Below are 23,644 nucleotides of genomic sequence, written 5' to 3' on the forward strand. Positions count from 1 at the left end.
ATTATTGCATTCTAAATACTTTATTTGTTTAAAACCGCAACCCACCAATGCAATTTCAGACTCAGTCGCAGAGAGGCCAAACGCAGACCCAGTCACAAAGCCATTCGTTCTCGTTTGGCGACTATCAGACCGAAAGTTTTTACGACGAAATGTTTGCGGTCGACGGAACGGTCCGTTCCGGTTATGAGCCTTTTAAACAACGCGTTGAGCAACTGACGAAGGAGGAACTGGTCAGCCGGCAGCACGCTGCGGAACGCGCCCTGATGTCGATGGGGATTACCTTCAACGTCTATTCGGAGGGCGAAGGAACGGAGCGGATCATGCCGATCGACATTATTCCGCGCATCATCCCGTCGGAGGAGTGGAACCGGCTCGAACGGGGCCTCATCCAGCGCATTCAGGCCATCAACCTGTTCATTCACGACGTTTATAACGAGCAGAAAATCCTGAACGACGGCATCGTTCCCCGCGATCTGATTGAATCCAGCAAGTGTTTTCTCCCGGCCTGCATGGGTCTGAAGCCTCCCAAAAATATCTGGTGCCACATTACCGGAACCGACCTGATCCGGGGAGACGACGGCCAGTTCATGGTGCTGGAAGACAATCTCCGCTCCCCCTCGGGCGTATCCTACATGCTTGAAAACCGGGAACTTACGAAACAGACCTTCCCGGAAGTGCTGGCCCGCACGGGCGTCCGGCCGGTGTCCGACTACCCGACCCGCCTGCTTCAGATGCTCCAGTTCATTGCCGACCGGCCGGACCCGACGGTTGTCGTGCTGACGCCCGGTATTTACAACTCCGCCTATTTCGAACATTCCTACCTGGCCCAGCAGATGGGCGTCGAACTGGTGGATTCCCGGGATCTGGTGGTTTCGGGCGGCTACGTCAAGATGCGGACGACCAAAGGCTTCCAGACCGTCGACGTCATCTACCGCCGGATCGACGATACCTTTCTGGACCCGCACGTCTTCAATCCCGAGTCGCTGATCGGCATTCCGGGCATCTTCGAGGTCTATAAAAAAGGCCGGGTGGCGCTCGCAAACGCTCCCGGAACCGGCGTCGCCGACGACAAGGTGATCTATGCCTATGTGCCGCGGATCATCAAATACTACCTCGACGAGGAGCCGATCATCCCGAATGTGCAAACCTATATCTGCCGGGAGGAAGACGACTGCAAATACGTCCTCGAAAACATTGAACAGCTGGTGGTGAAGGAAGCCAACGAAGCGGGCGGCTACGGCATGCTGATCGGCCCGAAAGCCACGGCGGCCGAACATGAACTGTTCCGCCGGAAGATCAAGGAAAACCCGCGTAACTACATCGCCCAGCCGACGATTTCCCTCTCCCGCGTTCCCTGCATCGTGGGCGATTCGGCCGAGGGCCGGCACGTCGACCTTCGTCCGTATATTCTGTACGGCGACGGGGTGAACGTCATCCCCGGCGGTCTGACCCGCGTCGCGCTCCGCAAGGGTTCTTTAGTGGTCAACTCCTCGCAGGGCGGGGGCGGAAAGGATACGTGGGTATTGTACTGAGTTCGTATCTTTGCCGGCATGCAGCCCGTTTCCCCGCCTGACCTGTCGATCATCATAGTCAATTATAAAACCCCGCAGTTAGTTGTCGATTGCCTTCGCTCCATCGCCGAACATACCACCGGCCTGACCTACGAGGTCATCGTGGTCAACAATGATTCGGAACCGGCCAGCCGGGAAACCGTCCTGACGGCCTTTCCCGGGGTTCGGTGGTTCGAGACGGGGTACAATGCCGGGTTTTCCAGAGCCAACAACCTCGGCATCGACGAATCGAAGGGACGGCTGGTGCTGCTGCTGAACTCCGATACCCTGCTGGTCGACAATGTGCTGAAATACTGCGCCGACCTTCTCGATGCCCGGCCCGAAGTAGCGGCCGTCGGGCCGATGCAGATCAACCGGGAGGGCCAGGTCCATACGGAGGCCTACCATGGTTTCAACCAGCTCCGCCGGTATTTCTTTCTCTTTCCCGGTACCGGTTTTTTCGGTCGGCTGATCCGGCGGGCGCTCCCCGACCGCACCTACACCGACCCGGAGCAGGTCGACTGGCTGATCGGCTCCTTCATCATGACCCGCCGGGAGACGATCCGGAAAGCGGGCAGGCTCGACGGCAATTTTTTCATGTACGCCGAAGACGTGGAGTGGTCGGCCCGGCTGGGTCGGCAGGGCAAAATGCTCCTGCTCCGCGACCGGTTTTACATCCACCTCGAATACGGCAGCAGCACCGACTATCAGGAGCGAAGAGTGACGCACATCAACCGGTTCAAACCCCAGATGCAGGTATCGAACCTCCTGTGGGTCCGGAAGCAGTATGGCGTCGGTGCCTACCTCCTGCTTATTTTGCATTACCTGACCATGCTTCCCGTGGTGTTTGGGTGGAAAATGCTGGTCAACCTCCGGTCCGGCCGACCCCTCCTCTCCGACCTTGAGAATCAGCGGGAGTTTGCCCGGCACGTCGGAATTTTTCTGCGGTTCTTTTGGAAGACGCTGTTCAACCGAAGAGGGTTTTATAAAGTTTAGGAGTGGAGGGATTAAAGAGTTAAGGGGTTAGGGATCCCGTGCTTCAGCGCCCCATCAGCCGGGTCATTCAGCCGCAAGGTCTCTCCTGCGTCGGGGTGACAAATTCCGGCTATTTTTCCACTCCCAAACCCCTAATTTCTCAAACTCTTTCACTTCCTTTCCTCTTCCCTCAACTTTATTACTATTATTGCCTCAAATGGACACATTTCTTATACCTCTGCCTGCTAATTGTACGTTGTTGTAAGTATAGAAATTCTTCGGTGTATGAAAACATATTTCCTCTCGTTGCTGGGGACAATCCTGCTCGGTTTGCTGGCACTTTCCGAAGTACGGGCCACTCACCTGAGGGCGGGTGAAATCACCACCCGTCGGGTCTCCAGCACCTCGCTCACCTATGAAGTTACCCTGACCACCTACCACGACGAAATCGGCGGCAGGCAGGCCAGTGAACAACAGGACCCGTCCTATTTCTGCTTTGGAATTGGGCCGGCCGTGGCCGTAAAGCGGACCACCCGAAACTTTATCAACCGGGCCACCTCGGTGAACACCTATGTGGCCACCTTTACCTATCCGGGCCCCGGAACGTACAACATCATCTGTACGATCACGAACCGGAACGAAAACGTCCGGAACATTCCCGGCTCCATCGAAACCAGCTTTCAGCTCCGGACCACCATCGTCGTCAATGCCTCGCTCGGCCTGAACAGCACCCCGGTTCTGTTGAACCCCCCGCTGGACTCGGCCCGCGTCGGTCAGAGATGGTGCCATAACCCGGCCGCTTTCGACACCGACGGGGACAGCCTCGCCTACCGGCTTTACGTTCCTTCCGGCAAGCGCGGTGACGAGCAGGGCAACTGCAACATCCTCCGGGTAGCCGGCTATTCCGATCCGAACCGCATCGGCGCCAACCCCGTCAATGAAGCCGGCACCGCCCCGGCCACTCTGACCGTCGACCCCATCACCGGCGACGTCTGCTGGGACGCTCCCGCCGAGGTCGGGCAGTACAACATCGCCTTCATCGTGGAAGAATGGCGCGACGGCGTCAAGATTGGAGAAATCATCCGTGATATGCAGATCATCGTCACTCCCTCCCAGAACCGGCGACCGGCCATTCTGGTGCCGCCCGATATCTGCGTGCAGGCCGGCACCCTGATCCGTCAGACCATTACCGCTACCGACCCTGACAACAACCGTCTGGAAATCACCGGGTTCGGCGGGCCTTTCAACCGGAGCCCGGATAACCAGCCGCTTTCGCTGGTGGCAGCCCCGTCGGCCACCCTGACGCCCGGCGGTGCCCAGAATGCCCCGGCCACTTCCATTTTCCAGTGGCAGACCAACTGCGCTCACGTCCGCCAGGAACCGTATGACGTCGTGTTTCGGGTGGTCGACCAGCCCCGGGGAGCCGGACAAACCCAGCTCGCCACCCTGGAGTCCTTCCGCATCCGGGTGTATGCCCCGCAGCCCCAGAACCTGACCGCCCGGGCGGCCGCCGATGCCTCGGGCCGGGCCATCGCCCTCACCTGGACGCCCTACTCCTGCGGGCAGGGCTCGCTGCCGACCGGTACGGAGATGATTATTTTCCGGAAGGAAGGCTGCGCCGACGTCAATCTCGACCCCTGTGCCGCCAACGATCCTACCAGCCTCGGCTATACCCAAATCGGCAAGGTCGGGATCGGAACGAGCAACTTTACGGATAACAACAGCAACCAGGGCCTCAAGCGGGGGGTTCAGTACAGCTACGTCATCATGGTGCAATATCCGCGCCCGGGCAACGGAACGAGCGTGGTTTCCCAACAGGTCTGCGTCAACCTGCCCCAGCAGGTACCCCTGATCACGAACGTCACCGTCGATACGACCGACGCCACCCGCGGGGTGATCACCGTACGCTGGACCCGGCCTCCGGGTATCAATGCGCAGGACGGCAGCGGCCCCTTCCAGTACCGGCTGTTCCGGGCCACCGATCTGAACGGGACCAACTTTACGCAGGTGGCCTCGATCAACACGACCCTTCAGCCCACCGCTCCCGACACCGTGTATACCGACCGGGGCCTGAACACGGTCGCCAATGCTTACCGTTACCGGATCGACTTTTATTTCACCGACCCGGCTACCGGCCAGCTGCAGCGGCTCGATGCCACAGAACCGGCCTCTTCCGTACGTCTGACGGCCACGGCGGGTGTGCGTCGTGTCCAGCTGAACTGGCAGGCGAACACCCCCTGGAGCAATGAAAACCAGCAACACCGCGTCTACCGCAGTAAAAATGGCCCCAACGGTCCGTTCAACCTCGTCGCGCTGGTGAATGTGCAAGCCGCCAATACGTTTACTTATACCGACACCGGCAGCGACACTTACGCCCAGGACGGGGTAATTCCGGCCACCATGTCCATCGACAGCAATTACTGCTACCGGGTGGAAACCGTCGGGCGGTATGCGGCCCCGCTGCCGACGACGCTTCTGTACAACTTTTCGCAGGGAGTATGCGCCATGCCCATCGACACCACCCGGCCCTGCCCGCCCCAGCTGCGGGTCGACTCGCTGAACTGTGCCGCCCTGGTCCCGGACGCGTTCTGTAATTCGACCACCTTTGCCAATACGCTGACCTGGCAAAACCCCACGACGGGAACCTGTGACCGGAACATTGCCCAGTACAAGCTTTATTTCACACCCTGCCAGGGAGGGGAAATGCAGCTGCTGGCGACGATCAACGCGCCGGCCATGACCTTCCGGCAAGAAAACCTGACCTCGCTGGCGGGCTGCTATCAGGTGACGGCCGTCAGCCGCAGCGGCCAGGAGAGCGCGCCCTCGAATGTAGCCTGCAAGGACAATTGTACCTTTGTTCAGATGCCGAACGTGTTTACCCCCAACGGCGACGGCAAGAACGACGTGTTCCAGCCCACCCGCTGCCCTCGGTTCGTGGAATCGGCCGAGCTGTCGATCTTCAATCGCTGGGGGCAGAAGGTCTTTCAGACCAGCGACGTCAATATGCGGTGGGACGGCAAAACGGCCAAAGGTCAGGAACTGCCCGGCGGCCTGTATTACTACCAGGTATCGGTCAAGTTCTTCCGGCTGGATTGCAGCAGCCAGCCTGAGGTCTACAAAGGCTGGGTCGAAATGCTCCGCGAATCCGGAGGAACCAACTGATCCGGATTGACGATGTGGTATTTCATGATCAAGCAGAACGACCTGACCGCCGGGCAGTATCGAAATCTTCAGAAAAAATCCATGCTGACCGAAGTGGAGATTTTTAACGAGCCGTACGACAACTTCTGTCTCTTCGAGGTGGATGACTATGCCGGTTTCGTCGATTTTCTGGACGTCGAAGGGCTGAACTACCAGGTCCAGTCCGAGCGCCCGACCCGACGGCAACTGATGGATTCCATGCAATAAAGTGGAAACAAAAAAGCCCCTTCCGGTTGCCGGAAGGGGCTTTTTTGTGGGCGGCCGGGCCAAAGCCGGAATTACCGCATATTGTGAAAGACGTTCAGGACGTCCTCATCCTCTTCGATCTTTTCCAGCAGCTTTTCCACATCGGCCTGCTCTTCTTCGGAAAGCTCCTTCGTATCGTTCGGAATCCGCTCAAACTCGGCCTGTTTCAATTCAAAGCCTTTTTCTTCGAGGTGTTTCTGAATGGCTCCGAAAGAAGCAAACTCCCCGTAGATCACGATCTGGTTGGCCTCTTCATCGAGAGAAATGTCGTCGGCGCCGAAATCGATCAGTTCCAGTTCGAGTTCTTCCAGATCGATGTTTTCGGCCGGAATCCGGAAGACCGACTTGCGGTCGAACATAAAGTCGAGCATTCCGGAGGTGCCCAGGCTGCCGCCGTATTTGCTGAAATAGCTGCGGATGTTGGCGACCGTCCGGTTGATGTTGTCCGTGGCGGTTTCGATCACGACGGCGATGCCGTGGGGGCCGTAGCCTTCGTAGGTAATTTCCTTATAATCTTCCTGCTCTTTGGAAGAAGCTTTCTTGATGGCCCGCTCCACGTTTTCCTTGGGCATGTTGGCCGCCTTGGCGTTCTGGATGGCGGCCCGCAGGCGACCGTTGGCCGTCGGGTCGGAGCCACCGCTTTTTACAGCCAGAGCAATGTCTTTACCAATTTTGGTGAAGGTTTTGGCCATCATCCCCCACCGTTTGAATTTTCGGGCTTTTCGGTATTCGAATGCGCGTCCCATGGGTCTGACTTAAACTTTTCCTATCTGATTTTCTCGGTTATTTCTTCTTCAAAATTCACCTCGACCTGGTTCCGGATCAGGTCCTCGAAGGTTTCGCGCCGGCGGATCAGGAACGGCCGGCCTTCGTAGACGAGGACCTCGGCCGGCCGAAACCGGGAGTTGTAATTGGAACTCATGCTGTAGCCGTAGGCCCCGGCGTTGCGGAACATCAGAATGTCGCCGGGCCGTACTTCAGAGAGAGTGCGGTCCCAGCCGAAGGTGTCGGTTTCGCAAATATAGCCAACGACGCTATACGTTTTCTGCTCACCGGCCGGGTTCGAAATATTGACGATTTCGTGGTAGGCATCGTACATCATCGGCCGGATGAGGTGGTTTAGGCCGGAATCCACCCCGACAAACGTCCGATTCGGGTTCTCCTTGACCACATTGACGCCGACCAGAAGAAAACCGCTCTCGCTGACGAGGAATTTCCCGGGTTCGAACCAGAGTTCCACTTCCCGTCCATACCGCCCGCAGAAGGCCTGAAAGGCCGCCGACACGTTCCGCCCCAGGTCCTCGACATCCGTGACGTGATCCCCTTCCCGGTACGACACCTTGAAACCGCTGCCGAAATCCAGAAACTCCAGATGCGGGTACTCCATCGCCAGATCGAAAAGCACGGCGGCCCCTTTCAGGAAGGCATCGGCATTCTTGAAGTCGGAACCCGTGTGAATGTGCAGACCGATGATCCGAAGGCCGTACCGGTCGACCAGCGATTTGATCCGGTCCCGCTGTTCGACGGAGATGCCGAACTTGGAATCGGCGTGGCCGGTCTGGATCTTGATGTTGCCGCCTTCGGCAATGTGAGGATTGATGCGGATACCGACCGGAACCTCCGCCCCGTAGGTTTGTCCGATCCATTCCAGCAAAGGCAGGCTGTCCACGTTCAGGCGGACGCCCAGACCGAGGGCGTCCCGGATTTCGGAAAAGGAAACCCCGCTGGGGGTATACATGATCTGGCGGGGTTCGAAGCCGGCGAGCAGCGCCAGCCGGATCTCATTGATCGAAACCACCTCCACATCGATGCCCCGGCTCCGCATCAGTTTCAGGATCGAAACGTTGGTCAGGGCTTTGGCCGCGTATTTTATCTTAAGGTTAACTCCCGAAAAAGCCGACTGGAGCGTACCGATCTTTTCAATAATTTTGTCGGCATCATACACGTACAGGGGTAAGCCGAAATCCCCGGCCATCCCGCGCAGGTCGACGCCCTGAATGGTAAACTGATTATGGTCTGTCTGCATGAATGGGTATTCACCAAATTTGAGGTGCAAATATAAGTGAAATTATGGCTTATTCTCCAGGCCGGCGGGTTCTTCCGGCCCCATCTCACCCCTGAAAATCATTTGATTCACCCTAAATTTTCCACCGGTTTACTCAAAATTTTCATCTTATGAAAAAATTCTCCTTCCTGACCGCATTCATGGTGCTTTCCCTTTCGGCCTATTGTCAGTTGCAGTCCGGTCCGATGCTGGGTTATTCGGATATGCGGGAAGTACTGATCTGGGCGCAGACCGTGAAACCGGCCCGGGTGAAGGTCCAATACTGGGAACAGGGCGCCCCGGCCCGGAAATTCAGTACGGAGGAAGTGCTGACGTCCGCGAAAACCGCCCATACCGCCAAACTCGTGGCCGACCGGCTGCTGCCGGGCAAACGGTATGACTATGAGGTGTTTATCGACGGCAGGAAGGCCCCGGTCTCTTACCCGCTTACCTTTCAGAGCCAGCCGCTCTGGCAATGGCGCACCGACCCGCCGGCTTTCCGGTTCGCGCTCGGAAGCTGTACGTACATTTCCGAGGAGCAGTTCGACCGGCCGGGTCGGGCTTATGGAGAAGGCTATGAAATCTTCGATGCCATCGTCCGGCAGAAACCGGATTTCATGCTCTGGACCGGCGACAACATGTACCTGCGCGAGCCCGACTGGAACAGCCGCTCCGGCGTTCTGCACCGCTATACACACACCCGCTCCGTGAAGCAGATGCAGCCGCTGCTCGGGTCGGTTCATCATTACGCCACCTGGGACGACCACGATTTCGGACCCAACGATTCGGACCGCAGCTACTGGCTTAAACCCGTCACCCTCGAAGCCTTCAAGCTTTTCTGGGGCAACCCTAACTACATCTTCGACGAAGGCTGCACCGGAACATTCTTCTGGAACGACTGCCAGTTTTTCCTGATGGACGACCGGACCTGGCGCAGCCCGAACGAAGCCCGAACCGGGGATCGGGAGTATCTGGGCAAACGGCAGCTGAACTGGCTCATCGACGCCCTCACCGGCAGCAGCGCCCCCTTCAAGTTCGTGGTGATCGGCGGGCAGGTAGTGAACCCCTCCGCCATTTTCGAGAACTACGCCAACTATGCCGACGAGCGCAACCAGCTGATCCGCTCGATCACCGAAGCCCGCATTCCGGGCGTTCTTTTCATCACCGGCGACCGTCATCATACCATTCTCCATCGGATGGAACGGCCGGGAACCTACCCGCTCTACGACGTCACGATCTCCCCGCTGACCTCCGGCCCGGCCAAACCGCAGGAGGCCGAACTGAAGCAGCCGACGGTGGTGGACGGGACACTGGTGACCGAACGCAACTTCGCCACCATGGAAGTCAGCGGCCCGGCCAAAGACCGGGTGCTGAAAATCCGGGTTTTCGATACGAAGGGAGGTGAAAAATGGAACCGGGAAATCCGGGCCGCCGAACTGAAATAGGCCATTTCGGCGATCAGGTTTCGGGCCGGAAGGAAAACAATTTCGGATAGCGCTGGTTAAAAGTGAACTCAACGTTTATACGAAGACCATGAAAAAAGCAGCCATACTTTGCGGTGCCCTGCTGTGGATGTCGGTTCAGGCCCAGGCGCAGACGACACCCTCGCCCAACACCCATGCACCGGAGCAGAATTCGCAGACGTTCCCCCAGGGGGAACCCTCCGCCAATGCCGACTCGGTTCAGAGTAAACTGGTGAAAGGAACGCAGTCGAGCCGGAATGCCCGCCGTTCGGAAAGCGCCGTCCGGAACAAGAGTACCAGTGTGCAGACGAAAACCCGGAAGACGGTAAAGACCAGAAAAACGAGCGGCAATCCGCCGGAGTGACCGGGAACGATTTAGTAACCAACATTTACAAAAAAGTCACCTTAGAAGTCTGAGGTGGCTTTTTTTTCATTTTTTCCCTTAAAAAAGACCTCATTCTCTTGCCCGCTTCAATTTATTTGTATTTTTGACAGCAACCCTTTCGGTCACTTGACGTTCCGAAGCCTTGAAGCGTTCTAACCCCTCGATTACGGAAGAAGTATTGGTCAGTAGGCTCCGACAGCGGGAGGAGCCGGCTTTCCACATCTTATATGATCAATACTCCCCAGCACTTTATGGCGTTATATTAAAAATAGTGCGTGACGAGGAAGCCGCCCGTGACGTATTGCAGGATTCGTTCGTAAAAATCTGGAAAAATATTCCTTCTTACGACTCCCAGAAGGGACGGCTGTTTACCTGGCTGCTCAACATCGCAAGGAATACCGCCATCGACGCCCTGAGAACCCGGCACGCCGGTCAGTCAATCCAAACCGGGGCCGAAATCGTAGATATTATCGACCAGCAACAGCAGGCGTATCAACCGAACCCGGAAGTTATGGACCTGCCGGAAAAGGTCAGCCGGTTGAATCCGGACCGGCAAACCGTCATCGATCTCGTTTATTTTCGCGGATATACGCATGAAGAAGCGGCAGAGAAGCTGAATCTTCCTCTCGGAACCGTCAAAACGAGAGTTCGCTCGGCATTACAGGAATTGAAGAAGTTATTCGGCTCATGAATATTAAAGAATACATCGAGTCAGGGATTCTGGAGGAGTATGTGCTCGGAACGGCCAGCCCGCAGGAACGGCGGGAAGTGGAATGCCTGTCGAGCATCTACCCGGAAATCCGGCAGGAGCTGGACAGTTTGTCCGTTGCGCTGGAGCAGTATGCCCTGACTCTCCGCCGTGACCCACCCGCCGACATTAAGGAGAACCTGCTGAAAACCCTTGATTTTACCCCTCCGGCAGCATCGGAACCAAAGGGAACGCCCATTCGGCCCCTGTATCCGATCGATGATCCGGATTCGCGCCCGACTTACCGGGTGACGTGGCTGGTGGCCGCGTCCGTAGGGTTGCTGATGCTGGTCTTCGCCTTTTTCCTGTACTCCCAGCTCCAGACGGCCCGGCAAAGCGTTGCCGAGCTGCAATCGTCCAAGGAGAAACTGGAAGGGGAGGTAGAAGTCCTGCGGGAGCGACAGACGCAGTCGGACCTTACGCTGGCCATGCTGAAGGAACCGGGGATGCGGGCCATCCGCCTGAACCCGACCGATTCCACCCGGCAGGACCTGGCTACGGTTTACTGGAACACGGATACCGGTCAGGTCAGCCTGGAAGTCGATTCCCTCACCCGCCCGCCCGATACCCAGCAATACCAGTTGTGGGCCATCGTGGACGGTCAGCCGGTGGATGCCGGTGTTTTTGACATCGGGGAAGGCACCCAGCTGGTTCACCAGACGCTGAAATTCACCCGCGCCGACGCTTTCGCCATCACCCTCGAACGACGGGGCGGCAGCCCGACGCCGACGATGACGGCCATGGTCGTGATGGGAAACGTAAAGAGCTGACCCCCGCCTGAACCTTTTAAAAAGGCCCTGGATATACCTCCAGGGCCTTTTTTTATGCCGTCTCCGCAAAATTTTCAAACCGGAAAATCCAAACCGAAAATCGGGCCGTAGGTATTGTCAGTGAATCGGTTGCAACCAGGATTCCTTTACATTCCAACCTATTTTATCGTTTATGCAAACCATGAAAACCATCATGAAAAAAGGTCTTTTTGCAGCCATTCTGTGCACCTTCGTCAGCATTGCCTACGCTCAGAAACCCAAAGAAGTCGGAGGAGCCATGATGTATCCTCAGAAAAACATCATTGAAAATGCCGTCAACTCCAAAGACCATACCACCCTCGTAGCCGCCGTCAAAGCCGCCGGGCTGGTGGAAACCCTGCAGGGAGCCGGCCCGTTCACGGTGTTTGCCCCGTCTAATACGGCGTTCGGCAAACTGCCTTCCGGCACCGTCGACAACCTGCTGAAACCCGAGAACAAGGGCGCACTGACCGGTATCCTGACCTATCACGTCGTTCCGGGCCGGCTGGATGCGAAGGCACTCGCCAAACAGATCAAGGACGGAAACGGGACGGCCATGCTGAAAACCGTGGCCGGTGGTAGCCTGACCGCCAAAATGAAAGGCAAGGGCATCGAGATCGTCGATGAAAAAGGCGGTATGGCCATGGTCGATATTTCCGACGTATACCAGTCGAACGGGGTCATTCACTCGATCGACACGGTGCTGATGCCGAAATAAACCCATCGAAATTCCAACGGAAAAAGCCGCACTGAATCTGTCATGTGTGGCTTTTTCCGTTCGGAAAACTATCCCTGAAACTTAATTGTTAGTGCATTATGAACCGCAAGCTATTCCTCGGAATCCTGTGTGGGCTGGCGCTCACCGGCTCCCTCCTCTCCTTCTCCACGGCCACGGACGACCCCAAACTTCGGAAAGTGGTGAAATCCGATTCGGAATGGAAAAAGGTCCTGACGCCCCAACAGTATTACATCCTGCGCGAACAGGGTACCGAACGGCCTTATACCAGTCCGCTGGTCGATAACCACGATCATGGCGTATTTCGGTGTGCCGCCTGTAAAACGCCCCTGTTCAGTTCGGACACCAAGTTTGAATCCGGCACGGGCTGGCCGAGTTTCTATGCACCCATCGCCAAACAGAACGTGGCGGAAAAAGTGGACCGTGCCCACGGTATGATCCGGACGGAAGTGGAATGTGCCGTCTGCGGGGGGCATCTGGGGCATGTTTTCGATGACGGCCCCAAACCGACCGGACTTCGGTACTGCATGAACGGCGCTGCCCTGGAATTCGTCCGGAAGTAACTATAAAATTTAATACCTTGATTTTGAGCCAGCTGGAATACCAGTCTGGCTTTTTCCATATTACAACGTCATTATTTACGTTATATTTGTTATGTTGAACAGCCTGCACCACATCCGCAGGTTGTGATTCTCTAACCGACATTACACCTCGCATGAGTGAATTCTGGGGACGGTTCCGTGCCCTGGGGAGAGGCATCTCGGGTTTTTTCGGTCGTATAAGCGCTGGCTTTCGTCGACTGGTATACCGCCTGATGTCGGCCCTTTTCGGACCGGAGCGCGTCAATTCGTGGGGACAGCACTACCGTACCGTTCGGCAGCGTTATCGCAACTGGATTGCTGCCCGCTTTGATACCCATTCGCCGTATTTCAAAATCATCTATAAACTCTGGAAAGGCGCCCTGATCGGCCTCTTTCTGCTGGCGTTTTATGTGTTCGCCATCGAGACCAACTTTCTGTATCTCAGTGGTGAAATGCCCAGTGTAGAAAACCTTCAGAACCCGAAGGTCGCGCAGTCGTCGGAAATCTACTCCTACGACAAGGTGCTGATCGGGCGGTTCTTTACCGAAAACCGGACGCCGATCCAGTATAAAAACCTGCCGCCCCACCTGATCAACGCTCTGATCGCCACCGAAGATGTCCGGTTTTACAAACACTCCGGTATCGATACGCGCAGCCTCGGCCGCGTTCTCTTCGGCGTTCTCACCGGAAACAGCGCCGGGGGAGGCAGTACGATCACCCAGCAGCTGGCCAAAAACCTTTTCAAGACCCGCCGGAAGCAGTCCCGCGGTCTGCTGTTCAACGTCCCGGTCGTCAAGACCTTCATTCTGAAGACCAAGGAGTGGCTCATGGCCATCAAACTGGAACGAAACTTCACGAAGGAGGAAATTCTGACCATGTATTTCAATACCGTCGATTTCGGCAGCAACGCCTACGGTATTAAAACGGCCGCCCGTACCTACTTCAATAAATCCCCCGACAGCCTGAACGTGCAGGAAGCGGCCGTTCTGGTCGGGCTCCAGAAAGCGACCACGACATACAACCCGCTGATCAAACGCAACTTCCAGAAGTCGGTGAACCGGCGGAACGTGGTGCTGAGCCAGATGGCGAAATACAACTTTCTGAGCCGGAAACAGATGGACTCCATCACCGCCCTTCCGCTCAAAACCCGCTTCACTCCGGATAACCCGTATGCGGGTCCGGCCAATTACTTCAAGAACGCGGTGGTCGATTTCGTCAAAAAATGGGGTGAGGAGAACGGGTATGATCTCTATACCGATGGACTGAGGGTGTATACGACCATCGACTCCCGAATGCAGGCCTACGCCGAAAAGGCGGTTTCGGAGAAGATGAAGCAGCTTCAGCGGGTTTTCGACAACCACTGGAAAGGCCGCAAGCCCTGGACGGACGAAAACGGGGAGGAGATTCCGGATTTTCTCGACAAGGTGGCCCAGCGAACCGAGCGCTACAAAGCCCTACAGCAGAAATTTCCCAACCAGCCGGATTCGGTCCACTACTACCTCTACGAGAAAAAAGACAGCATGACGGTCTTTTCGTGGAACGGCCCGAAGAAGATGTACATGACGCCGATGGACTCCATCGCCTACTACAAACGGTTTTTACAGGCGGGCATGGTCGCCATGGACCCGCATACCGGCTTCATCCGCAGCTGGGTCGGCGGGCTGGACTATGAGTTCTTCAAATACGATCACGTCAAGCAGGGAAAACGGCAGCCCGGCTCGACGTTCAAGCCGTTCGTTTATGCCACGGTCATCGACGATTCGACCATCAACCTGGGCCCCTGCGACCGCCTGCGCGACGAGCCTTTCCGGACGGAATACATCGAAAAAGGGGAGAAAAAGGTCTGGGAACCTAAAAATTCGACCGGTACCTTCTCCTACTCGAACATGACCCTCCGCCGGGCAATGGCGCGGTCCATCAACTCCATTACCGCCCAGTTGACCAACGAGGTGGCCTCCCCCGACCGGGTGGTTTCCTACGCCCACCGGCTCGGCATTCAGAGCCCGCTGGCGGCCGTGCCCTCGGTCGGGCTGGGGTCGTCCGACGTGTCCCTGTATGAGATGGTAGCCGCCTACTGCACCTTTGCCAACAATGGAGTATTTACCGAACCTCTGCTGGTGACCCGGATCGAAGACCGGAACGGCAGGGTAATCGAGGAATTCGTGCCGGAGCGGAAACAGGCGATTCGGGAAGAAACCGCCTTCCTGATGCTGCATATGCTGCGCGGGGGGCTGGAGGAATCGGGCGGCACGTCGCAGAACCTGTGGTCGTACGACCTGTTCAAAAACAAAAATCAGGTGGGCGGCAAAACCGGAACCACCTCCAACAACTCCGACGGCTGGTTCATGGGCGTCACGCGTGACCTCGTGGTGGGAGCCTGGGTCGGTGGGGACGACCGGAGCATTCACTTCCGTTCGACCGACCTCGGAGAGGGAGCCAAAACCGCTCTGCCGCTGGTGGGCCGGTTCCTCGAACAGGTGTATAAGGACAAGTCCCTGGACGTGTATCAGGGGCCTTTTGCAAAACCCACCTTTACCATTTCGAAAAATTACCTGAATTGCCCCGGTGGGTATGAGGAGGAAGAAGACATGTCGGAGGAAGCCGACAGCACCGGCATCGAACCCCAGTCCGACTCTCTGGAGTTCGAACCGCCCACGCTGCCGGTCGAGCCGCCGGACACGACCCGGGCTTCCCAATAATTTCCTCTAAAGAAGCAGGCGGCTCCATGACCGGGCCGCCTGCTTCTTTTGGGTCGAATAAACACCTCGCCCCCGAATCGGGTTTTATTACTTTAACAATCAGCTCAACGATTATGACGCCATCACAAAATCCGAATCTCCATCCCCTGAAGGGGGTTCCGTCCGGGATGGACAATGACCCGAATGCTGATGAGGAGATCATCGACCAGACCGCCGTTACTCCCAGCAGTGAAGAAACGGAATTGGAGGCCAACGACCAGGCAGTAGGGAGAATTCCTTCTCAGCAAACCAGCGATCCGTCCAGTGATGAGTTTTTAAGTGAAAAGATCGCCTACGCGCTGGCGGGTGCCGAGCCTCCCATCGGCGACCCCGAACCCCGGAAGGTTACTCACGAAGGGATAACGGGAGCCTCTCCGGAAGATGAAGAAGAGGCCCTCAAAAGCTAAAAGAACGGGGCTGATTCGACCGGTTTTGGTCGAATCAGCCCCGTGAGTATATTCCTTCCGGTTAAACGACTTCCTTGTACTGCATCCGGTACAGGTTCGAGTAGAATCCCTCCTTCTGGAGCAGCTCCTCGTGCGTTCCCTGCTCCACAATCCGCCCTTTGTCGACCACGATGATCTTGTGCGCTTCCCGGATCGTGGAAAGCCGGTGGGCGATGACGATGGCCGTCCGGCCGGTCATCAGTTTCCGGATGGCCTGCTGAATCATCTCCTCGGTCTCCGTGTCTACGGAGGAGGTGGCTTCATCCAGTACGATGATGCGGGGATTCTGAACGATGGCCCGAACAAAGGAAATCAACTGCCGCTGGCCCACCGACAGCGTAGAACCGCGTTCCATCACATTGTAGTCGTAGCCGCCCGGCAGCCGTTCGATGAAATCGTGAACGCCGACCAGTTTGGCGGCTTCCACGATGCGTTCCCGGGTGATGGTTTTATCGCGCAGGTTAATGTTGTTTTCGATGGTGTCGGAAAACAGGAAAACGTCCTGCAAAACCACTCCGATGCTCCGGCGGAGGGCTTCCAGCCTGTACTCGTGGATTTTAACCCCGTCGATCAGGATTTCGCCCTTGTTGATGTCGTAGAAGCGGCTCAGAAGGTTGATGATCGAGGATTTTCCGGCCCCGGTGGCACCCACAAAAGCCACGGTTTCCCCTTCCTTCACCGAAAAGTTGATGTCCCGCAGAACGTATTCTTCCTCATTGTAGGCAAACCAGACATTTTTGAAGTCCACGTTGCCGCGGAAAGCCGCCGGTTCGTAGGTGCCGTTGTTGGGCGTAAAATCGTCGGAGTCGAGGAGTTTCAGAATCCGGTCGGTGCTGACGATCCCCATCTGTAGGGTATTGAAGCGGTCGGCGAGCATCCGGATCGGGCGAAAGAACAGGTTGATGAACATGATGAAGGCAGTGACGGTGCCATAGGTGACCTCCTGGTTCAGAATTTCTTTGGCCCCGTACCAGACCACCAGCCCGGTGGCGGCCGCCGAAAGAATATCGGCAACGGGATAGTAAACGCTGTAATACCAGATGGAGCGAATATTGGCTTTCCGGTGTTCGTGGTTGATCTGCCGGAACTTGTCGGCTTCGATCTGCTCACTTCCGAAAATCTGGACGATGCTCATCCCGGTGATATGCTCCTGGACGAAGGAGTTCAGATTGGCGACGGCCGTGCGGACTTCGTTGAACGATACCTTGATCTTTTCCTTGAAAATATACGTGCTGAGCAGCATCAGCGGGATCATCGACAGGCTGATGGCCGAGAGCCGCCAGTCGGTATAAAACATGACGCCGATAATCAGCACCAGCTGGAGAATATCCCCGGCGATGGCGGCCATGCCTTCACTGAATACGTCGGCCAGGGTTTCCACGTCCGAAATGGTCCGGGTAACAAGCCGGCCGATGGGCGTGTTATCAAAAAATTTCAGGCGAAGCTGAAGAATTTTTTCATACACCCGGACCCGGATATCCCGGATCACATTCTGTCCCAGCCAGCCCGACAGGTAGGTGTTGAGAAACTGGATCAGGCCCTGCAGTACCAGCACCCCGATCATCAGGGAAAGCATCCCGGTCAGACCGCCATAATCGCCCGCAGCTACCTCATTATCAATCGTATACTTGATCAGTAAAGGCAGCACCGGCGCCAGACACGCACTTAGAAGAATGACGAAGATCAGTAAATAAAATCTGGCCTGATATGGCTTTACGAAGGCATACAGCCGTCGCAACGTGACCCAGTCAAAGATTTGACCGCTCTTGGTTTCGTTACTCACAGGGGCGAATCGGTTGGAAGGTTTTTGTTGTAACAGAAAAAAACAATTATGAGTTTAGTAGACGGGGTCTTTTCACTCATCGTCCCCGGGTCCTTTATGGAATGGCTGGTTAGTCTTTGTCTCGGCCTCGGTCTGAGCGCCTGTTGCGGTTTCCGTATTTTTGTACCGATGCTGGTCGCCTGCCTGGCCCTCAAAGCCGGCTGGATCGATGCCACCCCCGGCTTCGAATGGCTGGGCAGCTGGACGGGCCTGTTTGTCCTGGCGACGGCCACGATCGCTGAAATCGGCGCTTATTATATTCCCTGGCTCGATAACGCGCTGGATACGGTGGCGACACCGGTGGCTTTCGTAGCCGGCACCATAATGACCACTTCTTTCGTGGACATCGACGCTCCGCTCCTGCGGTGGGGGCTGGGTATCATTGCCGGCGGGGGAACGGCGGGTCTGATTCAGGCCGGAACCAGCCTGCTTCGCATCGGTTCGACCGCCACCACCGGCGGCCTGGGCAACCCGGTAGTGTCCAGCGCCGAAAACATTCTTTCCTTCGGGCTGTCCTTCCTGACGGTCTTTCTGCCTCTGATTGCCGGATTTCTGGCTTTGGTGGTGGTCGTGTTCTTCATCCGCCTGCTGATCCGGCGCAGGCGGGTTCCGGCTCCGAAACCTTAGCTCCAGGCATTCCGGAGGAAGCGAAGCCAGTTTTTGTAGAATATATTTTCGATGTCTTCGGCGGAATATCCCCGAGTAGTCAGAATATCCTGCAACTTCTGCAGGTCGGCGATGGTATCGAGATCCGTGGGTGACTGCTCGGTACCGTACGTTCCATCGAGGTCACTTCCGACGGCGATATGCAGGCTGTTACCGGTCATCTGGCAGATATGATCGTAGTGATCCACGATGGTTTCGATGGTAATGCCGAAGTCGGCGGGGTTGCTTTTCCGCTGGGTAAATCCGGGCTTCATCATCCAGGCGTCGAAACAGCCGCCGATTACTGCGCCCCGCTCCACCAGCTGCCGGATCTGGTCGTCGGCGAGCTGCCGCTGGTGGGGTACCAGCGTTCGGCAGTTGTGATGGCTGGCCCAAACCGGCCCATGATACAGGGAGAGTGCTTCCGAGAAGCCTTCGTCCGTCAGGTGCGTCACGTCCAGAATGATTCCGAGCCGGTCCATTTCCTTCACCAATTCGCGACCCAGCGGAGTCAGCGGTCCGCTCAGGCCCGTTCCCGGGGCATACCGCCCGGTGCTGTAGTGGGCCGGGCCGAGTGCCCGCAGGCCATAGCCGTAGGCTTTTTCCAGGTAGGAAAGATCGATGAGCGAATCGGCTCCTTCCAGACTGAGAATGTAGCCTACCGGTTTTTCAGCATCCGAAACGGACGCATCGAGCCAGAGCCGGACATGATTTTCCAGCCCCGCGGCATCCTGGATCTGCACCATCTGACCGTCGGCTTCCATGGCCTGATACCACGCCAGCTGGGCCTGCGTGACCGCCCAGGCCTGATGCGGGGAGTTCCATCCGGCACCCGGCAGGTTGTCGTTGGTCTGATTGAATCGGGCAATCTGCGTCGCCACGACCAGCCCGATTTGACCCCGGCGAAGGTCCGGCAGGGACACCGTGCCGCGACCCCGGTCGATTTTGTCGGTCATGCCGCTTTCCGACTCCCGGATCTGGTGGGCCGAAAGGCGGTAGTCGCGGTTCCATTCGATGGCATTCAGGGCAATATCCAGGTGGGCGTCGATCAGAAACATGGAAGGGCGGTTTGAGGAAAAGCAGTTGGAAATTTCCTGCAAAAGTAACCCTTCCCGCCGAGATCAGAACGGTTTAAAACCGATCATTTTCCGTACCATGCCCTTCATCAGCGTCCAGAGACTGAAATTCTGGCTGATGGCATAGCGAAACTCCCCGGTGTTGATGGTTTCGATGGGGCGCCCGTTGAAGGTGTGCCGCACCTTCTCCCCCGTTCCGATGTGGATGACGTTCCGGAGGTTGAGGTTGTTGGTCAGCATGTCGGAGAAGCGCGGAGAGTAGTAAAGGCAGTCCCGGAAGTAATAATGGGTCACCTGCGACCAGCGGGTCGAATTTTCGACCCGAATGGGCATTCCGCCGTGGATCAGGTTCGAGGACCAGATCATGACGTCCCCCTTTTCGAGGTAAATCTCCTGTTTGGAAAACCCTTTGGCGGCCATGAACTCCTCGATGTAATCTTCGTAGCGGTCGTATTCCTCCTCGACGGACTTGCCCTGGATGCCCAGGTCGAAGTAATTGTATTCGGCCAGTTTATGGGATTTCGGGTAATAAAACAGAGGGCCGTTGCCCGGGTGGGTCGGTTCGAAGGCTACCCAGACGCCACACATATACCGGGCCGGGACACTGCTGAAGTGAATGGTGTCCGAATGGCCCCGCTGCTGGGTGCCGTACTTGAAATTCAGAGTCTGGAAGGGAATCGGGTCACGGCCGTAAAGAAAGGCGAGGATGGTTTGGACCGGCTCCAGGACGGCTATCTCCCGAACGGTATCGTATTTTTTCCAAAGGTCCTGATGCCGGATCGGCGGGACGTTCATCCGGTCGGGATATTCATGGCCGATCTGGGCGACGGCGCGGTCGATGAGGTCGTGGCTGACGGCCCCTTTCAGAATCAGAAAACCGTCCTCATGATACCGGATGGCCTGCTGCTTTAATGCTTCAGTGGGCGCTTTTTCGGTTAAAACCTCATAAAAAAAGGGTGACTCGATCCAGGGTAGAGTCATCGAATGGGCAACGGTATCGGTTTTCATAGCAGGATATAGTTTTCCGGTGTTGGATGGGCCGATTCGGCCGGAAACGCGCAAGTATACTCATTATTTGTATGTAAAAATAAATAAACAAAAAAAGAGGCCGCACAGAGGATCCGGCAACGGCTGAATCACTTGCTGCGCGGCCTCCTGCGGGTTTTGATTCTATCGAACCAATATACCTGGAAGTCCGGAAGATGAAAATAGTATTTTATGTACCGGTAAGACTTACTTCTCCCGGGTCCAGACTTCGCTGACCTTCCCGCCGGTGGAGCTTTCGCCCCGGTGGTGCCATTCGTCGGTTCCCTTCAGCTCGTCGGTGAACGTCAGTGACTTGCCGACCCGGCTGTTGTCGCGGGAAAAGAATTCGATGGTTTCGACGTATTTTCCGTCCTTAAAGGTGTAGGTTCCTCCCCCGGTGCCGGAGAACTGTTTGGTCTCGGGGTTGATGGCCGCCCACTGAAACCGGCCCGCCGTCAGCAGTTTGAGCGTTTTCCGGGGGCCGCGCTGCATCGGACTCATCTGCCCGTTGTTGCCTTCCCGGGCCGTAATCCGCCACAAACCGGCCAGCGGGGTCTGGGCCGTCGGCTGGTCGAACCGTTCGAACGTCTGTTCTCCGCCGTCGGTGCGCAGCACCATCCGGTTTCCGCTGAGGGAACCAATGGTATAGGTCTGGGTCCGGCCGACCTGCGTGCTGTCGTCGGTGGAAAATTCGAGGGTGATGCTGAGCGTTTTGCCGTCGGTTTTATACGTACCGCCCTGGGTCCCCATGAAGGAATTGCCCTGGTAAAAGGCCCCCATCATGTAGCCGTCCGACAGCACATACACCACCGGAGGGCCATCCCCTCCCACCGGCTTCCAGGCCCCCGCCAGCGAAGGCGCCGACTGGCGGCCGGCCGCACAGAAAATGCACACCAGTGCAGTCAGAATCAGGCTTTTCAAGGTGTTCATGACGGAAGATTGTTAAGGTCGAAAGGCAAGGTACGAATGCGTTTACCGGTCGCGGCAAAAATGGCATTGCAGAGAGCCGGAGCCACCGCAGGCAGACCGGGTTCGCCCACCCCGCCCGGCGCTTCCTCGTTCTCGATCAGGTGAATCTCGACCGCCGGCATTTCGTCCAGCCGGAGAACCTGATAGTCATGGAAGTTGGTCTGGTCGGCCTGGCCGTTCGTAAAGGTGATCCCGTTCTTGACGGCGGCCGTCAGACCGTACACGATATTCCCCTCGGTCTGCGCCCGGACATTATCGGGGTTGACGTACATCCCGCAGTCCATGACCGAAACCACGCGGTCGATTTTAACCCCGTTGCCTTTTTTGGTCACAAAAATGGCGTGGGCGCACTGGCTTCCGAACGAACGCGCAATGGCGACGCCTTTCCCCTGCCCTTCCGCCAGCGGTTTTTCCCAACCCGATTTTTCGCGCAGGACCTTCAGGACCTGGATGAACCGGTCGACCACCGGGATTCCCTTCTCCTGCCCTTCCGGTTTAGCGGTGCCTTTGGCCTTTTCCAGCATTTCCAGCCGAAGGGCCAGTGGGTCCTTGCCCCCGGCATGGGCCAGTTCGTCGAAGAAACATTCGTGTCCGAAGGGGGTATTCGACGCATAGACGGACCGCCACCAGACGATGGGAATGTCGGTTTTTACGTTATTGTATCCGACGTTGGCGTTCGGGAAACCATACGGACACTCCTTGTCGTTGATGGACTCCCCGACCCACTCGTCGGCCTTGTTGTCAATATTGGCTTTGAACACCTGCCGCTGGATGGATTCGCCGATGGCCTTGTGTTCGAAGGCCACGATGTTCCCGCCGGCGTCGACCGCCCCCCGCATGGCGCTGAGCATCCCGGGCCGGTAGGGGCCCTGCGTAATGTCGTCCTCGCGGGTCCAGACCAGCTTGACGGGGGCCTTCACCTGTTTGGAAATGTGAACGGCTTCCAGCACGAAGTCGAGGTAGGCTTTGCGCCCAAAGGCTCCACCCAGGAAGGGCACGGTTACCTTTACCTGCTCGGGTTTGATGCCCAGGTACTGGGAGACTTCTCCGATGGCGCCGTCCGGCCCCTGAACGGGCGCCCAGATCTCGCAGGAACCGTCGGGTTTGACGTGGGCCACCGCCACCTCCGGTTCCATGGGGGCATGAGCCAGGAACGGCGTTTCGTAGAAGCCCTCCAGCTTTTTGGGAGCGGCTTCATAGGCGGCTTTAAAGTCTCCGGCGGTATAGAAGGGAAAGGCGTCCTGTTTGCTCTTTTCCCGCATTTCCCGGAAATACGTTGAAGTGGTCATCGACTGGTCGTAGCCGGCCTTGTCCCACTGTACCTTCAGCGCCCGGCGGCCCTGCAGGGCGGCCCAGTAACTGGTAGCCACCACCGCCACGGCTTCGGCCTTCCGGTGCGGCATGGGGCGTTCGGTTTTCACGACGGCCTTCACGCCCGGTATTTTCTTCGTCGCCGAATCGTCGATGGAAACCACCTTTCCGTGGATGACGGGGCAGTGCTCGACGCTGGCATACAGCATTCCCGGAACGGTAACGTCCATCCCGAATACCGCCTTCCCAGTCACTTTGGAAGGGATATCGGGCCGCTGGAGGGGCTGACCGATCAGCTTGAAATCCTTTTTCGCCTTGAGCTGGACGGTTTTGGGTACCTCCCGTTTCGAGGCATCATCCACGAGTTCGCCGTAGGTCAGGCTTTTGCCGGAGGAGTGCTTCACGGTGCCCTTCTCGGCGTGGCATTCACTGACCGGAACGTTCCAGCGGGCCGCAGCCGACTCGATGAACATCTGGCGCGCGGCCGCACCGACTTCGCGCAGGCGTTTCCAGCCGGTCCGGACCGTGCTGCTGCCCCCGGACAGCTGGCTGCCGTATTTCCGCAGGCCGTCGGACTGACGGATGGTGATCTGGTCGAGGGTGACTTCGAGTTCTTCGGCGATCATCGTCGGCACGGCCTGCCAGGAACCCTGGCCCATGTCGGGGCGGTGATTGATAATGGTGATGTTGCCGGCGTTGTCGATCAGAATAAACGGGTTCAGTTCGAAGGCCACAAGGGCGTTCGGGTCAGCGGCTGCGTTCAGGTTGACGACCTGCGAGGTGCCGTTGGCGCGGGCCGTGAAGCCGAGCAGCAGGCCGGTGCCGGTCAGCCCGGCGGCTTTCAGGAAGGAACGACGATCTATGGAGGGAAGTTGAGGCTTCATCAATTACAGG

Annotated in this window: 20 protein-coding genes; 13 read left to right on the forward strand and 7 right to left on the reverse strand. The window is 57.2% G+C overall.

Features of this window, described 5'->3' with window-relative positions; genetic code table 11:
- Nucleotides 1-47 precede the first annotated feature (47 nt).
- From DX909_RS04840 to DX909_RS04855, 4 genes are all read left to right on the forward strand, one after another.
- The gene (locus tag DX909_RS04840) at nt 48-1,532 is read left to right on the forward strand and encodes a circularly permuted type 2 ATP-grasp protein (protein WP_128543977.1); all 1,485 of its coding nucleotides are present in this window, start codon (nt 48-50) and stop codon (nt 1,530-1,532) included.
- Between the two features lie 18 nt (nt 1,533-1,550).
- Entirely contained in the window at nt 1,551-2,546 is a 996-nt protein-coding gene (locus tag DX909_RS04845) for a glycosyltransferase family 2 protein (RefSeq protein ID WP_128543978.1), read from the forward strand.
- Between the two features lie 264 nt (nt 2,547-2,810).
- The gene (locus DX909_RS04850) at nt 2,811-5,687 is read left to right on the forward strand and encodes a T9SS type B sorting domain-containing protein (RefSeq protein ID WP_128543979.1); all 2,877 of its coding nucleotides are present in this window, start codon (nt 2,811-2,813) and stop codon (nt 5,685-5,687) included.
- A gap of 12 nt (nt 5,688-5,699) precedes the next feature.
- Nucleotides 5,700-5,933 carry a hypothetical protein gene (locus DX909_RS04855; RefSeq protein WP_128543980.1) on the forward strand — a complete coding sequence of 78 codons (234 nt, stop codon included), beginning with the start codon at nt 5,700-5,702 and terminating at the stop codon, nt 5,931-5,933.
- A 71-nt stretch (nt 5,934-6,004) separates the two neighbouring features.
- On the opposite strand, the gene DX909_RS04860 is transcribed toward DX909_RS04855, so the two are convergent.
- Both DX909_RS04860 and lysA read right to left on the reverse strand, forming a co-directional pair.
- Nucleotides 6,005-6,718 carry a YebC/PmpR family DNA-binding transcriptional regulator gene (locus DX909_RS04860; RefSeq protein ID WP_128543981.1) on the reverse strand — a complete coding sequence of 238 codons (714 nt, stop codon included), beginning with the start codon at nt 6,716-6,718 and terminating at the stop codon, nt 6,005-6,007.
- 20 nt (nt 6,719-6,738) lie between these two features.
- Complete coding sequence (gene lysA, locus DX909_RS04865; protein ID WP_128543982.1) at nt 6,739-7,998, reverse strand: diaminopimelate decarboxylase; 1,260 nt, start codon at nt 7,996-7,998, stop codon at nt 6,739-6,741.
- A 149-nt stretch (nt 7,999-8,147) separates the two neighbouring features.
- On the opposite strand from lysA, the gene DX909_RS04870 reads away from it, so the two are divergent.
- The 8 genes from DX909_RS04870 (at nt 8,148) to DX909_RS04905 (ending at nt 15,862) form a co-directional block, all read left to right on the forward strand.
- A complete protein-coding gene (locus tag DX909_RS04870) occupies nt 8,148-9,461 on the forward strand; it encodes an alkaline phosphatase D family protein (RefSeq protein ID WP_128543983.1) in 1,314 nt (437 codons plus the stop codon).
- A gap of 88 nt (nt 9,462-9,549) precedes the next feature.
- Complete coding sequence (locus DX909_RS04875) at nt 9,550-9,843, forward strand: hypothetical protein (protein ID WP_128543984.1); 294 nt, start codon at nt 9,550-9,552, stop codon at nt 9,841-9,843.
- A gap of 292 nt (nt 9,844-10,135) precedes the next feature.
- Nucleotides 10,136-10,555, forward strand: coding sequence for an RNA polymerase sigma factor (locus DX909_RS04880; RefSeq protein WP_374755857.1), 420 nt, complete (start codon nt 10,136-10,138; stop codon nt 10,553-10,555).
- Nucleotides 10,552-11,382: an anti-sigma factor gene (locus DX909_RS04885; protein WP_128543986.1), complete on the forward strand. Its 831-nt coding sequence runs from the start codon at nt 10,552-10,554 to the stop codon at nt 11,380-11,382. The genes DX909_RS04880 and DX909_RS04885 overlap by 4 nt, the downstream gene beginning before the upstream one ends.
- Before the next feature lie 193 nt (nt 11,383-11,575).
- Nucleotides 11,576-12,118, forward strand: coding sequence for a fasciclin domain-containing protein (locus DX909_RS04890; RefSeq protein ID WP_206512962.1), 543 nt, complete (start codon nt 11,576-11,578; stop codon nt 12,116-12,118).
- Between the two features lie 98 nt (nt 12,119-12,216).
- Nucleotides 12,217-12,699 carry a peptide-methionine (R)-S-oxide reductase MsrB gene (gene msrB / locus DX909_RS04895; RefSeq protein ID WP_128543987.1) on the forward strand — a complete coding sequence of 161 codons (483 nt, stop codon included), beginning with the start codon at nt 12,217-12,219 and terminating at the stop codon, nt 12,697-12,699.
- A gap of 152 nt (nt 12,700-12,851) precedes the next feature.
- Nucleotides 12,852-15,416 (forward strand): penicillin-binding protein 1A, encoded by a 2,565-nt coding sequence (locus DX909_RS04900; RefSeq protein ID WP_128543988.1) that lies wholly within the window; start codon nt 12,852-12,854, stop codon nt 15,414-15,416.
- 113 nt (nt 15,417-15,529) lie between these two features.
- The gene (locus tag DX909_RS04905) at nt 15,530-15,862 is read left to right on the forward strand and encodes a hypothetical protein (RefSeq protein ID WP_128543989.1); all 333 of its coding nucleotides are present in this window, start codon (nt 15,530-15,532) and stop codon (nt 15,860-15,862) included.
- A 61-nt stretch (nt 15,863-15,923) separates the two neighbouring features.
- On the opposite strand, the gene DX909_RS04910 is transcribed toward DX909_RS04905, so the two are convergent.
- Entirely contained in the window at nt 15,924-17,684 is a 1,761-nt protein-coding gene (locus tag DX909_RS04910; protein ID WP_128543990.1) for an ABC transporter ATP-binding protein, read from the reverse strand.
- Between the two features lie 48 nt (nt 17,685-17,732).
- Between DX909_RS04910 and DX909_RS04915 the strand changes: the two genes are divergently transcribed.
- Nucleotides 17,733-18,350, forward strand: coding sequence for a DUF4126 domain-containing protein (locus tag DX909_RS04915; RefSeq protein ID WP_229310955.1), 618 nt, complete (start codon nt 17,733-17,735; stop codon nt 18,348-18,350).
- Here the strand turns inward: DX909_RS04915 and DX909_RS04920 are convergent.
- The 4 genes from DX909_RS04920 to DX909_RS04935 form a co-directional block, all read right to left on the reverse strand.
- Entirely contained in the window at nt 18,347-19,426 is a 1,080-nt protein-coding gene (locus DX909_RS04920) for a dipeptidase (RefSeq protein WP_128543991.1), read from the reverse strand. The genes DX909_RS04915 and DX909_RS04920 overlap by 4 nt on opposite strands.
- Nucleotides 19,427-19,489: 63 nt before the next feature.
- Entirely contained in the window at nt 19,490-20,452 is a 963-nt protein-coding gene (locus DX909_RS04925; RefSeq protein ID WP_128543992.1) for a phytanoyl-CoA dioxygenase family protein, read from the reverse strand.
- A gap of 225 nt (nt 20,453-20,677) precedes the next feature.
- Nucleotides 20,678-21,400 carry a DUF4488 domain-containing protein gene (locus DX909_RS04930; RefSeq protein ID WP_128543993.1) on the reverse strand — a complete coding sequence of 241 codons (723 nt, stop codon included), beginning with the start codon at nt 21,398-21,400 and terminating at the stop codon, nt 20,678-20,680.
- On the reverse strand, nt 21,397-23,634 hold the full coding sequence (locus DX909_RS04935; RefSeq protein WP_128543994.1) for a xanthine dehydrogenase family protein molybdopterin-binding subunit: 2,238 nt from the start codon (nt 23,632-23,634) through the stop codon (nt 21,397-21,399). Before DX909_RS04935 ends, DX909_RS04930 begins: the two co-directional genes overlap by 4 nt.
- Between the last annotated feature and the right edge of the window lie 10 nt (nt 23,635-23,644).

The sequence above is a fragment of the Larkinella soli genome, from assembly GCF_003703975.1.
Lineage (GTDB): Bacteria > Bacteroidota > Bacteroidia > Cytophagales > Spirosomataceae > Larkinella > Larkinella soli.

What these genes read in the sequence shown, in the direction of transcription:
- DX909_RS04915 (WP_229310955.1), top strand. Translation starts at nt 17,733, where the DNA reads ATGAGTTTAGTAGACGGGGTCTTTTCACTCATCGTCCCCGGGTCCTTT.
- lysA (WP_128543982.1), bottom strand. Translation starts at nt 7,998, where the DNA reads ATGCAGACAGACCATAATCAGTTTACCATTCAGGGCGTCGACCTGCGC.
- DX909_RS04855 (WP_128543980.1), top strand. Translation starts at nt 5,700, where the DNA reads ATGTGGTATTTCATGATCAAGCAGAACGACCTGACCGCCGGGCAGTAT.
- DX909_RS04930 (WP_128543993.1), bottom strand. Translation starts at nt 21,400, where the DNA reads ATGAACACCTTGAAAAGCCTGATTCTGACTGCACTGGTGTGCATTTTC.
- msrB (WP_128543987.1), top strand. Translation starts at nt 12,217, where the DNA reads ATGAACCGCAAGCTATTCCTCGGAATCCTGTGTGGGCTGGCGCTCACC.
- DX909_RS04875 (WP_128543984.1), top strand. Translation starts at nt 9,550, where the DNA reads ATGAAAAAAGCAGCCATACTTTGCGGTGCCCTGCTGTGGATGTCGGTT.
- DX909_RS04870 (WP_128543983.1), top strand. Translation starts at nt 8,148, where the DNA reads ATGAAAAAATTCTCCTTCCTGACCGCATTCATGGTGCTTTCCCTTTCG.
- DX909_RS04900 (WP_128543988.1), top strand. Translation starts at nt 12,852, where the DNA reads ATGAGTGAATTCTGGGGACGGTTCCGTGCCCTGGGGAGAGGCATCTCG.
- DX909_RS04840 (WP_128543977.1), top strand. Translation starts at nt 48, where the DNA reads ATGCAATTTCAGACTCAGTCGCAGAGAGGCCAAACGCAGACCCAGTCA.
- DX909_RS04920 (WP_128543991.1), bottom strand. Translation starts at nt 19,426, where the DNA reads ATGTTTCTGATCGACGCCCACCTGGATATTGCCCTGAATGCCATCGAA.
- DX909_RS04845 (WP_128543978.1), top strand. Translation starts at nt 1,551, where the DNA reads ATGCAGCCCGTTTCCCCGCCTGACCTGTCGATCATCATAGTCAATTAT.
- DX909_RS04850 (WP_128543979.1), top strand. Translation starts at nt 2,811, where the DNA reads ATGAAAACATATTTCCTCTCGTTGCTGGGGACAATCCTGCTCGGTTTG.
- DX909_RS04905 (WP_128543989.1), top strand. Translation starts at nt 15,530, where the DNA reads ATGACGCCATCACAAAATCCGAATCTCCATCCCCTGAAGGGGGTTCCG.
- DX909_RS04890 (WP_206512962.1), top strand. Translation starts at nt 11,576, where the DNA reads ATGAAAAAAGGTCTTTTTGCAGCCATTCTGTGCACCTTCGTCAGCATT.
- DX909_RS04935 (WP_128543994.1), bottom strand. Translation starts at nt 23,634, where the DNA reads ATGAAGCCTCAACTTCCCTCCATAGATCGTCGTTCCTTCCTGAAAGCC.
- DX909_RS04860 (WP_128543981.1), bottom strand. Translation starts at nt 6,718, where the DNA reads ATGGGACGCGCATTCGAATACCGAAAAGCCCGAAAATTCAAACGGTGG.
- DX909_RS04885 (WP_128543986.1), top strand. Translation starts at nt 10,552, where the DNA reads ATGAATATTAAAGAATACATCGAGTCAGGGATTCTGGAGGAGTATGTG.
- DX909_RS04925 (WP_128543992.1), bottom strand. Translation starts at nt 20,452, where the DNA reads ATGAAAACCGATACCGTTGCCCATTCGATGACTCTACCCTGGATCGAG.